General features: G+C 67.8%; 6 protein-coding genes. 3 read left to right on the forward strand and 3 right to left on the reverse strand.

What is annotated here, in order from left to right:
* Positions 1–7: 7 nt before the first annotated feature.
* Positions 8–10921, reverse strand: a complete 10914-nt coding sequence (locus ACFXBC_RS05900; protein ID WP_385019124.1) for a LamG-like jellyroll fold domain-containing protein — start codon at positions 10919–10921, stop codon at positions 8–10.
* A gap of 356 nt (positions 10922–11277) precedes the next feature.
* Between ACFXBC_RS05900 and ACFXBC_RS05905 the strand changes: the two genes are divergently transcribed.
* Positions 11278–11802 carry a hypothetical protein gene (locus ACFXBC_RS05905; protein ID WP_385019126.1) on the forward strand — a complete coding sequence of 175 codons (525 nt, stop codon included), beginning with the start codon at positions 11278–11280 and terminating at the stop codon, positions 11800–11802.
* A gap of 100 nt (positions 11803–11902) precedes the next feature.
* Here the strand turns inward: ACFXBC_RS05905 and ACFXBC_RS05910 are convergent, their stop codons facing one another.
* Positions 11903–12325, reverse strand: coding sequence for a secondary thiamine-phosphate synthase enzyme YjbQ (locus ACFXBC_RS05910; RefSeq protein WP_385019128.1), 423 nt, complete (start codon positions 12323–12325; stop codon positions 11903–11905).
* 128 nt (positions 12326–12453) lie between these two features.
* On the opposite strand from ACFXBC_RS05910, the gene ACFXBC_RS05915 reads away from it, so the two are divergent.
* Positions 12454–13545 (forward strand): NAD(P)-binding domain-containing protein, encoded by a 1092-nt coding sequence (locus ACFXBC_RS05915; RefSeq protein ID WP_385019264.1) that lies wholly within the window; start codon positions 12454–12456, stop codon positions 13543–13545.
* 358 nt (positions 13546–13903) lie between these two features.
* Here the strand turns inward: ACFXBC_RS05915 and ACFXBC_RS05920 are convergent, their stop codons facing one another.
* Complete coding sequence (locus ACFXBC_RS05920) at positions 13904–15706, reverse strand: ABC transporter ATP-binding protein (protein WP_385019130.1); 1803 nt, start codon at positions 15704–15706, stop codon at positions 13904–13906.
* Between the two features lie 283 nt (positions 15707–15989).
* Here ACFXBC_RS05920 and ACFXBC_RS05925 point away from each other — a divergent pair, with 283 nt between their 5' ends.
* The gene (locus ACFXBC_RS05925; protein ID WP_385019132.1) at positions 15990–16445 is read left to right on the forward strand and encodes a MarR family winged helix-turn-helix transcriptional regulator; all 456 of its coding nucleotides are present in this window, start codon (positions 15990–15992) and stop codon (positions 16443–16445) included.
* The last annotated feature ends 300 nt before the right edge of the window (positions 16446–16745 follow it).

A 16745-nucleotide genomic window follows, 5' to 3' on the forward strand; every position in this document is an offset into this window, starting at 1 on the left:
TACTCACCTACGGGATCGGCATGGAAGGAAGGATCCGGACTCGACCGATCGTACTCATTGAATCCTCCCAGAGCGCGAAGGCGTCGATTCCGCCACCCCCGTCCGCAAGATGCTCAATCCTGCTCTCCGCAGGAATATGTTCAGTTCTGATTACGCCACGCACCAACGTGTAAGCGCCCTCATCAGGGAACGTCGCATGGGCGGATTTAGCGTAGAGAGCTGCACCCTCTGGCGTTGAAGAGAAGTACTTCGACTCGATTCCGCGCGGATTCTGGAAACGTCGAGTGTCCATGAGTTGCTTCAACTCGTCATCCTTCACGGCGCGGTAGACATGTTGCTCACCGTCTTTGAGCTTACTCCCGCCGCAATTGTGGACGAGGACCGGTGTAGCCCCCGCCAGCACATAGTACGTATGCAGGCTGCCGATAGTGAGGTCGTAGGTAGTGGTGTTGGCGTGGTAAAGGCGGACGCCGGTGACCTTTGCCGTGCCGGTCGGGGACTGAAGGACGTCCCCCTGGTTGAGGTCCTCGGCGTCAACGAACGCGGCACGGGTCTTGTCGTAGAAGGGGTGGTGGAAGGTGGTGGTGAGGTGTTCGCCGTCCGCCACCGCTTCGTCGACCGCGGTCGACGCGGATGTCTGAGCCGACTGCACCTGACCGACAGCCGCGACCGTGGCCGTAGTCGAGGCGGGCTCTGTCGCGTGGTGCGCCGACAGGGCGCCCAGTACCGCGGCTGACGCCGCCAGGCCGAAGGCGGCCTTACGAACCGCCTTCCTCGCGACGCTCTTAGCCACCGAGTCCTTGCCCGATGCCGGTGTCGATGCGGATGCCGGCGTGTCCTTCGCCGCGGCAGCTCCGGCCGCCTTGACCGTCACGTCCACGAAGTCGTGGTCTGTGTGGGTCACGATCACCGCTGTGACCTTGTGCGCCTCGGTGCCCGACGTACCCGGCACCGAGTTGGCGATCGTGTCACCGACCTTGACCTGGGCGATGGCCTTCGATGTCCCGTTGGCCATCAGGACGTGCGTCCCGCCTGTGAAGCTGTGGACCGTTCCGCACCCCTCGGTCCGCGATCCTGCCGCTTCCTGCTCCCCTCGTGCCGTGGCCTCTGATGTCGCGTCCGCGGCCGCGGTCTCCTCGGCCTCCGATGCGCCCTTCCCGAACAACCCGCCGACGACCTTCATCGCCTTCGGCGCAGCCTTCGCCAGCAGCGAGCCGCCGATCTTGCCCAGCGCGCCGCCCAGTGCGCCCTCGATGCCGCCCTCGGCCGCCGAGCCGGCGAAGGCTCCGACGCTGCACGCGTCGCCGCCCTTCTGGGCACAGGCGAAGCCCTGCGTGACCAATGCTCCCGCCGCGCCTGCGGCTGCCGCGCAGCCGATCGTACCGACGCCCGCTGTCACGGCCTCGCAGCCCGCGAACACCGCTGTCGACACGACGAATGACGTGATCGCAGCCGCGTGGTGCTTGACGAAGGTGGCCGCTGTCTTCGCTGCCGTGACCGTGGCGTGGTAGGCGGTGCGTGCCGCCTGCTTCACGGCGTGTGCGGCCTTCTTGACGGCCTTCTTGACCGTGTGCACGGCCTTCTTCGCCGCGTGCACCACCCGGTGCACGACCTTCGATGCCTTGTGGTAGGCGGTATGCACTACATGCACCGCTGCGTGGTAGACCCGTCTGACCTTGCGTGATGCGTAGTGGTAGACACGACGGACGACCCGCACGGTGGCGTGGTAGACGTCGCGGACCTTGTGCACGATCTTGCGGGCCACGTGTTTGGCAGCGTGCACGACCTTCTTCACGGCCTTCTTGACCGCGTGGTAGACCTTGTGCGCCACCTTTTTCACAACATGCTTGGCCTTGTGTACTACCTTCTTGGCGCCGCAGACCACGTCGTACCAGGAGCAGTTGCCCGACTCGTCCGTGCCCGCCATGGGGTTGTCGTCGACGTAGGCGAAGGGGTTCGCGGACACTGAGTTCGGAACCGGATCCAGTGCGATGGTGTCCTTGTTGCGGAATGTTCCGGTTTCCGGGTTGTACCAGCGTGATGCTGTTCCGACATCACCCGAATCCGTATCAGGGGTCGAGCCCGGCTGTGTCCACCCTGACTGGAAGCCCAGGTGGCCTGCCACGGTGGACAGTCCGAGGGTGTTCCCCAGCGGGTCGTAACTCGCCGAGCCCGCAAGGGCGCTCGCACCCGAGGTGAACGTCCCGACTACGTCCTCGTGCTGATCCGTCAGCGCGAGCACACCCGACCCGCCGGTCTGCGAGCCGATTCCGACCAGGCCGCCGGAGGGGTCGTAGGTATAGGTGGAGTCGTCGTCCGAGGCGATCGTGTTGTCCGCCCCGGAGTACCGGAAGGTACGGGTGTCGCCGGACACGGATTCCCGGTCCGTGATGTCCCGGCCCATCGCATCGAGGCCGAAGGACTGTGTACCGGCGGTGATCTGCCCGCCGAAGGCGTCCGTCGTGAACTTCTGTGTGCCGTCGGCCACCGATGACTGCGAGGTCATGGTGCCGCGCGCCGAATAGCTGTAGGTGTGGGTGCCGTCAGAGGTCAGTTGGTCGCGGGCGTCATAGGTGTAGACGTCCGCGCCGGCCCGGATCCGGTTGCCTGAAGCGTCGTAGCTGTAGGCGGTGTTCTTCGTTCCGTCGTTCCAGGAGGTCAGGCGGTTCGCCCAGTCGAAGGTGTAGGTGTTCGAGGACGCGCCCGTCACACCCTCCGTCTTCTTCGACTTCAGATTGCCGTTGTCGTCGTATCCATAGGTGATGTTCGACAGGTTCGTGGCACCCTGACGCAGTGTGTCACCGGTCAGCTCGTGAGCGGAGTTGTACCCCAGCGTCCTGACCTGGCCGGTAGCGCCGTACTGGATCTGCCTGACCTCGTTGAGCTGCCCGTAGGTGTACGAGAGCTGGGTGCCGGTGGCCGGGTCGTCGAGGGTTTTGAGCCGGCCGGCTGTGTCGTAGCCGTACCTCGTGGTCCCCGCCGCGTCCGTCCTGGTCAGTGGGGACGAGTCGTCGTTGTAGGTGAAGCTCGATGTACCTGCGGAACCCGAGGCCGACAGCAGGTCACTGCGGTCGTCGTAGCCGAATGCCTCGTGGGTGGCGTCTTGGTGGTCGGCCTGGCCCGCGATACCCGCGGCGTCGGTGTCGGCGCTCTTCACCCGGCCGATACCGTCGTAGGTGAAGTTGCGGGTCGCGGTGGCGGCGTCCGCGCCTTGTCCGGACATCGTCTTGAGGTCGCCGTTGGCGTCGTACGTCATCGACGTCGACGTGCCGCCCGGCAGCACGGCCTTGGTCATCTGGCCGTCGGCGTCGTAGGCGAAGGCCGTGGTCGAGTCGGCCGCCGAGGTGTACTGCGCCGTGGTGGGCTCGACGATCGACGCCTGCTGGCCGCGGCCGTTGTAGGTGTACCGCCAGGAGTTGCCGCGTCCGTCGGTGAAGCGCGTCCGGTTGCCGGCCGCGTCGTAACCGAAGCTGGTCGTGATCGACGTCGAGGCGTCGACCGGCTGGATCTCCTGGGTGACCGTGCCGGCCCCGTCGTAGGTGAAACGGCTGGTGTGCCCGTTGGGGTCGGTGGATGCGATGACGTTGCCGGCGCCGTCGTACTCCTGCGAGGACTGGCTGAGCAGTTTGTCGTTCGCGTCGTACTGCTTGTCGTACGTCGGCTGGCCGGACGCGTTGTAGTCGGTCTCGCTCCAGGTGCCGTCGGCCAGGATCGCCTTCTGCGGGTTGTCGTCGAAGTCGTAGGTGTACTTGGTCGTGTTGCCCGCGCCGTCCGTCATCGAGGTGGCGTCACCGGCCCGGTTGTAGCCGTATGACGTCGTGACGCCGCCTGGGGACGTGGTCGACGCGAGGTGCGCCCCGTACGGGTTGCCGGTACTCACCGCGTAGGAGTTGGTCGTCGTGAGCGTCCGTGTGGAGGGGTAACGCTCCAGGGTGGTGGAGGTGAGCGGCCGGCCCAGGTAGTCGTACGTTGCCTGGGTGGACGCTCCTGTCGGGTCCGTCGACGTCAGCTGGTCGCCCGCGGTGTCGTACGAAGCCTGGGTGTTCTTTCCGTCCGCGTCGGTGACCTGGACGACGTTGCCCAGCTGGTCGTAGAGGGAGCGCGTGGTCCTGCCGCCCGGCGTGCTCTGCGTGAGCTGGTTGCCGTCGCTGTCGTAGGTCCACGCCGAGGTATCGGCCACCGGTTCGCTCGCGCCCGGCGGTGTGTACGGGGGCAGGGTCTCGGAGACCTTGTTGCCATTGGCGTCGTACGCCGTCGTTGTCACATTGCCGTCGGGGTCCTGCTCCTCGACGGACTCACCGAAGGTGTTGAAGCCGCTGGAGGTGACCGGGTGCATGGTGACCGGGTTGGTTCCATCGGCCTCGGCCTGGACAGCCGGCGCGGTGGTGACCGCGAGGTTTCCGGCCTCGTCGTACGAGTAGTTCGTCGTGTTGTGCTCGGGGTCGGTCATCGAGGACCGGAGTCCGCGCTTGTCGTAGGTGTACGACGTGGTCTGCTCGTTGGAAGAGCCGACGGTGCCGCCCGTGCGGCCCTTGCCGTACAGGGAGGAGACATCGGAGGAGGACAGAGCTCGCTGGTAGACCTGCACGTTCGATACACCGCCCGGCAGCGGGTCGGCAGAGGCTCCCGCGTACTCGTCCTGACCGATGGTCAGCGGGCCGGTGGCTTTCCACGGTGTGGCGTTGGTCCCGGTTCCCGACAACGCCCCGTCGACGTATATCTGTTCGGCGCCGGTCGTGGCGTCGAAGACCCCGACAAGATGGGTCCAGGATCCGGCCTTCGGTGCGGCCGTCGCATAGGCCCCGGGGAAAGCGGTGCCGGTCGCGTCCTTGGTGGTCTGCTCCATATCCCAGAGCGGTGTGCCGTTGTGGGAGGTGTTGTACATGAGCATGAAGGAGCTGTTGGCGCTGCCCGTCTGGGCGACCACCGCGGCGTTGTGCGTGGGAAGCGAGTCCAGGTTCACCCAGGCGGAGACCGTGTACGAGGCCGTGGTGTCGAGCACCGGCGCGTTGGTGGAGATCTGCTGTCCTGTGGTGCCGGAGAAGTGCGCGGCGGAATCCGACCACGTCACGCCGGAGGCTGCAGCTGTGTTCCCGGTCCCGGAGGAGTCGGTGACGTTGGTGCCCGAGGGCTGGTTCAGTTTCCACCAGCCGCTGGGGTGCCCCGAGGCGTCGCCGTACAGCGTCTCGCTGAGCGTGTTGCCCATGGCGTCATAGGTACTGGTCGTGGTGGCGTCATAGCCGGAGGCGTCGTGATCGCTCTCGCTGGCGACCTCGTCGTCGGGGGTGTACGAGACGGTGGAGACGCGGTCCACACCGGTCGGGTCGGTGGTGGTGGAGGTGTTGCGGGACGCCGCGTCGACCGTGTATTTGGTGACGTTCTCACCGTTGTCGGTGGTGCTGGTGAGTACGTTGCCCGCGGCGTCGTAGGTGTCCGCCTCCAGGACGGAGCTGCTGCTGCCGTCTGCGCTGGTGCGCTTCACCGTCGCGGTGAGTCCGTCGTCCGTGTAGGTGTACGCCGTGGTGTTGCCCATGGCGTCGGTCACTGACGCGAGGCGGCCGGCTGGGTCGTAGGCCCGCGACGACTCGATGAGCAGCGAGGGGGTCTGCGGGTTCAACGGGCTGCCGGTGTACATGACGCCCTGGGTGAGCAGGTCACCGTTGTCGTTGTACGTGTACCGGGTCTCGGTGCCCGAGGAGGTGACCTCCGTGGTCTTGTTCCCGGAGAGGTCGTAGGTGTACGTCGTCGTGTTGCCGTTGGCCGCGCCTGCGGAATTGTTCGCGTCGGACTCGGTCTGTACGTGGTCGTAGGCGTCGTATGTCTGCGTCTCGGTACGGGGCTTGTCTCCGCCCTTCGCGTCGGCGACCGTCTGCGAGGTCACGTTGCCGTCTGCGTCGAACACCGTGGTGGAGACGGCGGCGTGAGTGGCGCCGGTGATGCGGTCGGTGAGTTGCGGGTCGTCCTCCTCGACGACCTGACCTGCCGCGTCGTACGTGAAGGTGGTGGTGAGTCCGGCCGGGTAGGTGTCGGAGACGACTTTCTTGGTAAGGACCTGGCCGAGTCCGTCGTAGCTGAAGGTGGACACGAGGCCGACGGCGTCGGTGGTCGAGGCGACGTCGCCGTTCTTGAAGTACGACACCGAGTTGACGGCGCCGCCGGGGCTGACCGTCTTCACCGGAAGGCCCTTCGGCACTGCTCCGCTGTCAGCGGCGGGGTAGGCGCTGGTGCCGTCGGAGTACACCGTGCTGGTGGAGCGGCCGTCGGGGAATCCGGCCACCGCGGGGCCGGTGATCTTGGTCTGGTCACCTGCGGTGTCATAGGTGTACGAGGTCAGATAGGTGTCGTCGGTACCGGACGAGGAGCGTCCGTCCCGCTCCGTCAGCAGCAGGTCGTTGCGCGGATCGGCGGTGGTGAGCTGCGCGGTGGTGTCGTCGGGGTAATAGCTGTAGTAGTCGGTCGAGCAGTGATGGGCCACCTGGTCCTGACAGGTGGTCGAGGAGACCACGTTGCCGCGTACGTCGTGCCCGGTGATGGTCATCGCCCCGTTGGGGTCGGTGACGGTGTGCTCGAATCCACCGGTGTCGTACCCGAAACTGGTCCTGTTGCCGAGACCATCGGTCTCGGTCAGAGCCCGGTTGCCGTTGGTGACGTCGTAGGTGTACGTGAGGGTGGCCGGAGTCGGGGACGTCACCTTCACGGTCTCCACGGGCAGCAGCCCGGTGGAGTTCTTGGCCGCCTCGACGTGGGCGGCGGCGTCCTGCGCGGTGAGTGCGGTGCGGTAGAGCGCCGCGTCGGCGAGCGAACCGTTGAAGTAGGCGGTGGTGCCGCCGGTCAGACCGGTCCAGCCACTTCCGGTGGTGCCCGTGCCGAGATAGATCGTGCTGCGCGCGCTGTTCGTCAGGGCGGCGGTTGATGCCTTGGTCGCGGACTGGTTTCCGTCCAGGTAGAGGGTCTGGGCGGTTCCGGTGGCGCTGATCAGGGCGTGGTGCCATTTGCCATCGGTGACCGTACCGGCCGACGAGAGCTGGACGGAGCCGCCGGTGGTGTAGAAGCCGCCGTGCAGCTTGTTGTCCGAGCCGATCCACAGGATCGGGGCGGTGGAGGCGACGGTGCCGCCCACCGGGCTGGACTGGGCGTTGAGCAGGATGCCGCCGCCGTGGGTCGTGGAGAACCACACCTCCGCGGTCGCTTCCTTGTCCCCGGTGACGGTGTCGGGTATCTGCACGCGGGACGAGGTGCCGTTGAAGGAGGCTGTCTTCTGGTCGGTGAACGGTCCGGTGGCGCCCAGTGTCACGCCGCTGTAGGTGCCGTTGCCGCCGCGCGTCTCGTCGAGTGCCGTCGTGGCGCCGGCCGTTTCACCGAGCCGGAAGTAGGTGGCGGGTGCGCTGCCGAGTATCGCGCCCCGGTAGGTCTGGCTGGAGCCGGTGACGGTCGGAGCACCGAGCTTCCAGACGCCACCGTTCTCGTCGGTCTCCTGGGTCAGCGCAGTGGTGACCGGGTCGTAGGCCATCGTCTGGTAGGTCTTGCCGGAGGGCCGGGTGACGGAGGTCAGGAGGCTCGCCGTGTGTGTTCCGTACTTGTAGAGCGAGCTGACGTCGGCGGCGACCAGCGGCCGGTCGTACCAGGTGGCGTCCGCGATGGAGCCGTTGAAGTAGGTCGCGTACCCGTCCTTGGACGTGGAGCTCTGATGTGGCTCGTCCGGCCAGTTTCCGCCGAGAAAGCCGGTGCCCAGGTAGTTGAAGGGCTGGTTCTTGCCGAAGGCGACCGCGCTCTGGATGGATACGGTGCCGCTGCGTGAGCCGACCTTCGCACTGTCCAGGTACAGACTCTGGGAGTTGCCCGCAGCCGAGAGCACCACATGGTGCCACTTCCCGTCGGCGACCGACGCACTGGTGACGATGGGGTTGATGCCGCCGCTGTACCAGAACTCGGCGTTCAGCTTGCCGTCTTTACCCACGTAGATGGACGGGGTGTAGAACCCGGCCGCGTCGCCGGAGCTGATGGGCTGGGAGGCGTACGAATACAGAACACCGGGGCCGGCCGACGTCTTGAACCACAGGGATATGGCGCCGGAGTCGGTGTCGTTCCCGAGGTCGTTCGGAAGCACGACGTCCGACGATGTGCCGTTGAACCCGGCGGCCTTGGCCGTACCTCCGGTCAGTGGACCGGGCTGCCCCAGGGTGACGTTCTGGTAAGTGGCGTTGGCAGTGCCTTCGTTGGCCAGGACCGCGTCCTTGGCTGTGCTGCCGGAAGCCTCCGACAGCGGCCACATGGCGTGCGGGTCGAGATCGAGGGAGGCGTTCTGGTACTGCGAACCCGATTGATATCCGTACTTGGTGCAGGCAGTCGTGGATATCGGTGAGCAGACGGTGGACAGCTGGTCTCCGGTGTAGCCGTAGGTCCAGGTCTGTGCGGTTGCCGGGTCGGTGGCGGTGACCGGGTCGGTGACCACCGTCTGGATGTGCGCGGCGCTCGCACCGGTCGGGGTGAACCACGTCAGGTGCAGCGCTCGGTGGGAGACCGTGGACGACATCTGCGTGACGTGCCCGCCCGCCCAGGTGAGGCTGACAGTCCTGCCGTCAGCATCGGTCACCGAGGTGAGGCCGTATCCTCCGGATCCCAGGGACTGGGTAAAGGCGTAGGTCGTGTCGTCCTTGTCGGTCAGCGAATAGCCACCGGTGACCGACTTGAAGGTGGCGAAGCGTCCGGAGCCCGCGGAGAACGTACCGTCGGGGTTCTTGCCGTATCCGACCTGCGAGCCGTCCGGGTAGGTGACGAAGACGCTGGATACGGCGCCCGACCCGGTGTACTGCTCGGTGGCCCGTGAGTCGAAGATGCTCGACCAGCCGGCTCCGAATCCTCCGGTCCAGCGCGGGTCACGCGAGTTGTAGTCGCGCTCGACGTCCAGCGAAGGGCCGACGGTGGAGATGGACGCGTCCGTGTCGGAGGTCGTGTAGTTGCTGCTGGAGGCGTCGAAGCCGTGGTCACTGCTGTTCTGCGAAAGCCCGGAAGTGATGACAGGCTGCGGGACCTGAACGGAGATCGCGGTGTAGGTCGCGGTCGAGTACAGGCCGGCGTCGTACGCCTGGACGGTCCAGTAGGAGGTCTGGCCCCACTTGAGCTTGCCAGCCGGTACGGTCCAGTCGCCGGTGGCGATCAGGCCGGAGTCGGCGACCTTCTTGTTGGCGCTGTCATAGACCTGGAACTCGTACTTGTTCGTGCTGCCGTCGGTGGAGTTGGCACCGCCGGCCCACGCGGTCAGCTCCGGGGTGGTGGTGTTCACGACGGCGTTGTTGTTCGGGAACTGCTCGTACAACTGCGGCGGAGTGTTGGACGTGTAGTTGACGACGATGTACGGACCGAGGGACGGGTCGTTGAAGGAGCCGAACTGCTTCCAGTGCAGGGCGTCCGCGGTGGACGCGTACACAGCGAGCCCGTGGTCCGCGGTGGTGCCGTTGAACCAGCCCTGGATGGCGGAGGCCGTCAGCGGCACGCTCACCCAGTCACCGACGGACCGGTCCGCGGCGGAGTTGGCGCACGCGTGGGGGACACTCGGGGTGGCATTGCCGATGGAGGAGCCATGCGTCGGACCGGGGTAACCCGTGACACCGCTCGGAGTCCAGGCGCTCGTCACCAGGGCGACGTCGAAGCGCTCGGCCGTGCAGGTGGCAGCCCAGGTGTCGAAGAGATGCAGGGTCGCGGAAGTGACGGTGGCCCCGCTGGCGTCCCACGCGGTGTCCCAGTGGTTCACGTAGCTGACGGCCGAGTGCGTGCCGGAGTCGTAGGAGCCGACCTTGATGGTCTGCTCGGACGAGTGGTCGCCGGCGTTGCCGGACTCGGCGTAGGTGGTGGTCCAGCCGTCGGTCACGGTCGGATCGACAGTGACGGGGAAGACACGGCGTGTGTCGTGGAGCCAGTGATCGTCGAGAGACACCTTGAGCGCGTAATCGCCCTGCTCCCGGACGAGTTCGTAGGTGACGGCGTGAGTGGTGCCCGGGTCACCGGAGCGCGGATCGATCGCGGAGTCGAAGGCATACGCCGAAGGGATCCGCTCGACCGTCTTGCCTGCTGAGTTCCGCAAGTCGATAGAGCCGTCGTCGGCCTGCTTCGGGGTCAGGCCCTTGAGCTTGAGGGGGAACGTCCAGTGGTTCCCGGCCTGCGCGGAGTGCAGGACGACCGACTCCTTGAGCCCGGTGGCGATCGGGGCGACTTCCAGATCGGTGTGGGGCAGAACGTCCTTGTAGGTGACGCGGGAACCATCGGCCTTTCCTGCGACGGGTGCAGCACCCGTCAGCCCGTAGCTGAGGGAGTGGCTGTTGTCTGTTGCGACGGAGGCGAGTGCGGAGTCGGCGGCCTTGGGCGCGAAGTCGACTGCCAGGGCGTTCTTCTTCTCGTGCCACCGATGGTCGGATCCTGCTTGAACGCCGGTGTCGATGGGCTGCCACTGGCCCTTGTCGTCACGGTAGTTCACCGGCGACTGGTACACCTTCCGGCTGACGGTGCCGTCAGCGTTGTCGAAGGCGGTGGCCGTTCGGGAGGACTTGCGTGCGTCGCGCTTGCTGGTGTGAGCGTCGAAACCCCGCGTCCTGCGGCTCTTGTTGTACCTGCCGCGCTTTCCGCTGCCGCCCGCCTTGGCATAGGGGTGATAGGCGTCGAGCTCACCGTGCCCCTTTCCCGGCGCATGCCCCGCACCCTTGCCCGCCCGGGTTGAGGCCGCGGAGGCACGGTGGCTGCGATGGGCGGCCGAACCGCCCTGCTGGTGCGGGATTTTGCCCCACTTCGGGTCCTTGAACCAGGACGACAACGACGTGAGGCTCGGCAGCGCGAACGCCCCCAACGCCAGGTCCTCGGCTTCCGCCTGCTGGGTTGTCAGCATCAGGGCCAGCGCCGTCAGTACGAGCAACGCCACCCGCCGTCTCATGCGGCGGGTACGACGGTAGGGGCAGGCACGCACGGCGGAGACTCCAGCGGACAGAAGGAAAAGGAAGCGTGCTGATCTTGTGTGTATGGAAGACCTAAAGAACAGACGCCATAGAGGTTCTTGATCCTTACATGACCAATACATGACCGCAGTTGAGCACTTTGCCGCAATGATCCTTTTCAGACTTGTCCGGATTTTTTCCAGTGAGTTACTTGATGCCGGACGAGCCGGGCACGGTGACACCCGCGCCACGCGACGATATTCGCTGGTCAGAGGGGACAAGCCCGGTATGCGCTTCGTGCCGGACACCCAAGGCCGGCCGCGAGGACGGGAGATACGGCACGTACAGTGCGCTTGTGAACGTGACAGAGGCGATGTTCGGGACACGGCAGCGCGTGCTGTTGTCCAGCGGTGCAGCGGTGATCGCGGCTACTGCCGCAGCGGTGACACTGCTGACGGGTGGAGGCGGCGCACACAAGAACCCGCCGACCCGCGCCCGCGCCTACAGCCAGCAGCAGGCATGTCTACTGACCCCGGCCAACGGCCTGGCCGACTCCGCGGTGACCCCAGTATGGAAAGGGATGCAGGACGCATCCGCACGAACCAGGGCCAAAGTGTCCTACCTCGCCGTGACGGGGCCTCAGAACACCGCCAATGCCGCCCCGTACCTCGCTTCCCTGGTCTCCCGACAGTGCACCGTCGTCGTGACCGTGGGCACCGCGCCCGACGGGGCAGCCACCCGCGATGCCAAGCGCTATCCGAAAACGCGCTTCCTGCTGGCCAGCACCCACGCGCAAGGCTCGGGCAGCGCCAATCTCACGAACACTGGAATCACGCGCGCGGCCATTGCGTCAGCCGTGACGGCTGCCGTCCACAACTGACCTCTCCCTGCCCCAACCACGAGCTGACTTGCCCTGTCAGGGATCACAGGTCGCGCAGGCGAGCAATTCGCACAGCACGACGGTCGTGACTCCCCCGGAGCTACCCGAGGAACGACAGCCGCACATGGCGGTCGGGATTGTCCCTGTTGGTGTCCACCAGGCACACCGACTGCCAGGTCCCCAGCTCCAGCCGCCCCCCGATCACCGGAAGGGTCGCGTGCGGTGGCACCAGGGCCGGTACCACGTGGTCCCTGCCGTGGCCGGGGCTGCCGTGCCGGTGCTGCCAGCGGTCGTCGGCGGGCAGCAGTTCGTGCAGGGACGAGATGAGGTCGTCGTCGCTGCCCGCGCCGGTCTCCATGATCGCGATACCGGCCGTCGCATGCGGCACGAAGACGTTGAGCAGGCCGTCGCGGCCCGCCGCCGCCTCGCGGAGGAAGTCCTCGCACTCCCCCGTCAGGTCGGTGACGGTCTCACGGCCGCCTGTCCCGATGTGGACGGTGCGTGTGGTGAAGGTGTCTGACATGGCTCCCATCCTCCCGCGTGCGCGGCCGGAGTGCCTTCCGGGCCCCGTGCGCGGCCCGGAAGGCGCTCCGGCCGCGCGGGAAGATCCCGTAGGCCCGCACTGTTGGATGAAACGTGAACGACTTTGATGTGCGCGCGGTGGACGTGGTGGTCATCGGCGCCGGGCAGGCGGGCCTGTCCGGCGCCTACCATCTGCGGCGTGCCGGGCTGGTTCCCGGCCGGGATTTCGTCGTACTGGACCATGCGCCGCACGCGGGTGGTGCCTGGCAGTTCCGCTGGCCCACGCTCACCTACGGCAAGGTCCACGGGATGCACGCGCTGCCCGGTATGGAGCTGACCGGCGCCGACGGGGACCGGCCGTCGTCCGAGGTGGTGGGCGAGTACTTCACGGCGTACGAGGAGGCCTTCGGGCTCCGGGTGCGCCGGCCCGTCGACGTCACCGCGGTGCGCGAGGGCGACGGCGGGCGGCTGCGCGTCGAGACTTCGGAGGGTGTCTGGACCGCGCGTGCGGTGATCAGCGCCACCGGCACCTGGGACCGGCCGTTCTGGCCGCGCTACCCGGGCCAGGAGACCTTCCGCGGAAGGCAGTTGCACACCTCGGGGTACCGCGGCCCCCAGGAGTTCGCCGGGCAGCACGTGGTGGTCGTCGGCGGCGGGGCCTCCGGCACCCAGCATCTGATGGAGATCGCCGGTGTCGCCTCCGGTACGACCTGGGTGACGCGGCGCCCGCCGGTGTTCAGGGAGGGTCCGTTCGACGAGGAGCAGGGCCGGCGGGCCGTCGCCCTGGTCGAGGAGCGCGTACGGCGGGGACTGCCTCCACAGAGTGTCGTATCGGTGACGGGCCTCCCGGTGAACGACGCGGTCCGGGCCGCAAGGGACCGGGGTGTTCTGAACCGGCTGCCCATGTTCGACCGGATCACCCCGGAAGGGGTCGCCTGGGACGACGGCCGCACCGTGGCCGCGGACAGCATCCTCTGGGCCACCGGGTTCCGTGCGGCCATCGACCATCTGGCGCCGCTGAGGCTCCGTGAGCCGGGCGGCGGCATACGGCTCGACTCCACCCGTGCGGTCCGCGACGAGCGGATCCATCTGACCGGCTACGGCCCTTCGGCCTCCACCATCGGCGCCAACCGCGCCGGGCGCTCGGCGGTCCGTGACATCCGGCGGCTCCTCGACGGCTCCGGAGCCCCCCTGCCCGTCATCGGCGCGCCTGCCGCCTGACGGAGCGCGGCGCCAGGTTGACGGCACACGAAGTTGACGAACACGCGAACAGGGGCGCGGATGTTCGCTGGAACGTGTGATCGTACGGGATTGGCTTGCCCGGCCACCGTGCGGAGCGACATGCTTACTGTGCGCAAGCGACGGGCTGCAGACCGCGACTGCGCAGTCCCATGAACCACGCACAAGATGAACACGCACAAGGAGAACGCACCACCATGAACTTCCTCACCGACCTGCTTGTCGGCATCGTCCACTTCGTGGGTTGGCTCGTCTGACACCCCGTTCCGACCGGCGCCGTCGCTTCCCGTCCCACGGGAGCGGCGGCGCTGTCGTGTCACCACGTGCCCGCCGCGGGGTGTCAGACGGTCGGGGCCAGTTCGCCGTCCCTGCGGACCAGCGCCGCGTACCGGCCGTCCAGGGCGAGCAGTTCGTCGTGCGTACCGCGTTCGGCGACCCGGCCCCTGTCCAGCACCACGATCTGGTCGGCGTCCCTGACCGTGGAGAGCCGGTGCGCGATGGTGATGGTGGTACGGCCCGCCGACAGGCCGTCGATGGCCTGCTGCACGGCATGTTCGGTACGGGTGTCCAGAGCGCTGGTGGCCTCGTCCAGGATCAGGACCGGCGGGTCCCGCAGGATCGTACGGGCCAGGGCCAGGCGCTGCTTCTCGCCTCCCGAGAAGCGGTATCCGCGTTCACCGACCAGCGTCCCGTATCCGTCGGGCAGCGAGACGATGTGCTCATGGATCTGGGCGGCCCTGGCCGCCTCCTCCAGCTGGGCGTCGGTGGCGTCGGGTCTGGCGAAGCGCAGGTTGTCGGCGACCGACGCATGGAAGAGGTAGGTCTCCTGGGAGACGACGCCCACCGCCCGCGCCAGCGTGGCGAAGTCAAGTTCGCGTACGTCGACCCCGTCGAGCGTGACCTGGCCGCCGGTCACGTCGTAGAGCCGGGGCACCAGATAGCTGAGGGTGGACTTGCCCGAGCCGGTGGGGCCGACGACGGCGAGGCTGCCGCCCGCGGGCACCGCGATGTCGATCGCCTCCAGGGTGGGGCCGCTCTTCTCGTCGTAACCGAAGTCGACCTGGCGGAAGCGGACTTCGCCCCGGACCGCGTCCAGCCGTACCGGGCTCTCGGGTTCCGTGATGTCCACCGGCAGGTCCAGATACTCGAAGATCCGCTGGAAGAGGGCGATCGATGTCTGCATGTCCACCCCGGTCGACAGCAGGCTGACCGCAGGGCGGAACAGGCCCTGCTGGAGCGAGACGAAGGCGACGAGCGTACCGATGGAGACCTGCGGCCCGCCTTCGTGGAGGGCGAGACCCGCGGCCCAGTAGATGACGGCCGGCATGGCGGCCATCACGATGCCGATGGTCGACATCCGCCACCGCCCGGCCATGCTGGAGCGCACTTCGAGGTCGACGAGCCGTTCGGACTCCGTGGCGAATCCGCGGGTGAGCGAGTCGGAGCGTCCCATGGTGCGCCCGAGCAGGATGCCGCTGACGGAGAGCGACTCGGTGACGGTGGCGGCCATCACCGCCATCTGCTTCTGCCGCTCGGTGGTGATCCTCTTGCGCTCACGGCCGACCCGGCGGCTGATCCAGACGAAGACAGGGAGCAGCAGGAGCGACACGACCGTCAGCCGCCAGTCGAGCGCGACCATGGCGACGACGGTGGCGATGACGGCCGTGAGGTTGGAGACCAGGGAGGTCGCGGTGGAGGTGACCGTCGCCTGCATACCGCCGATGTCGTTGGCGATGCGGGACTGGACCTCACCGGTGCGTGTCCGGGTGAAGAAGGCGAGCGGCATCCGCTGGAGCTGGGCGTAGACGGCGGTGCGCAGATCGTGCATGACGCGCTGTCCGACCGTGGTCGAGATCAGGGTCTGGAGCACTCCGAAGACGCTGTTCACGACCGCGGTGGCGATCATGCCCAGGGCGAGCAGGCTCAGCAGGCCGGTACGGCCCTGCGGGATCGCGGTGTCGAGGATCGCGCGCAGCATGAACGGCGAGGCGACCGAGACCAGCGACGAGGCGCAGACCAGCAGCCCCACGAGCGCAAGGCGCACGCGGTAGGGGCGGAAGAGCCGGACGATGCGCCGCACTTCGGCGGGCGGCTGCCCGGCCGCTGGGGGCGGGGGCGTCCCATCGGGGCGTTCGGGTTTCATGGGCTCCTTCGGCGGGTGGCTCGGCAGTGGTCCGGGGTGGTGCGGGCCCGGGTGGTGCGGCGGTGATTCCAGCAGAGAATCCGGCTGGGGTCCGGCAGGCGGCGCGGGACGGCGCCGCCGCGGTGCCGGATCCGCCGCGGTCACCGCACATGGCGTGAGATGGCGTGGGAGGGGATGGCATGGCGTGAGAACGGAACAGCCCCGGACGCACCGGGGCGGCCCGTCGAGCATAATGCACTGTTACCTATACTCACAATGCACATGGTCCTGTTACTGTTCGCCCATGTCCTCACCCCCGGGCGCCCCCGACGCCGACGGCCTGCTGGCCGAGCAGCTCCTGCGGCTGACGCGCAGGCTCCACCGGATCCACAAGCAGCATCTGGGGCCGGTCGGCGTCACCCCCGCGCAGTCCCGTCTGCTGCGTACGGTCGCGCACTGCGCCGAGCCGCCGCGCATGGCCGACCTGGCCCAGCGGCTCGAAGTGGTGCCGCGTGCCGTGACCAGCCTCGTCGACGCCCTGGAGGAGAGCGGTGACGTCCGCAGGGTGCCTGATCCGAGCAACCGCCGGGTGGTACGGATCGAGCTGACCGAGAGCGGCCGGGCCACCCTGCGTGCGCTGCGCGACGCCCGCCGCCGGGCCGCGGAGGAGATCCTCGCGCCCCTCGCCGCCGATGAGCGCGAGGCCCTCGGCGATCTGCTTGCCACCCTGATGGACGGGGCGGGCGGGAACCGCCCCTGACGGCAGCCCGCACTCGCCGGGCCACGCCGGGGACCGCGTCTCCGTTCACCGCCGTCGCCGTGCACCCGATCCCCGTACACCCGGTCTTCCGAACGACCGCCCTCCGTACAACCCCCCGAACCCCGTACACCCCACCCGTACAGCGCCCCAGCCCAGGAGGCTCCCCCCATGCCGCTGCTCGACCCGAAGCCCGGTGCACTCCGTCCGCGTACGGAGCGGGCGCCGGCGCCCGACCGTGTGCCGGTGCGCCGGGGGGGCGGGGCCCCCCGCCCCCCGGGCGGGGGGGGGGGCGAGCGCGCG

It is taken from the genome of Streptomyces sp. NPDC059398 (assembly GCF_042751845.1).
GTDB lineage: Bacteria > Actinomycetota > Actinomycetes > Streptomycetales > Streptomycetaceae > Streptomyces.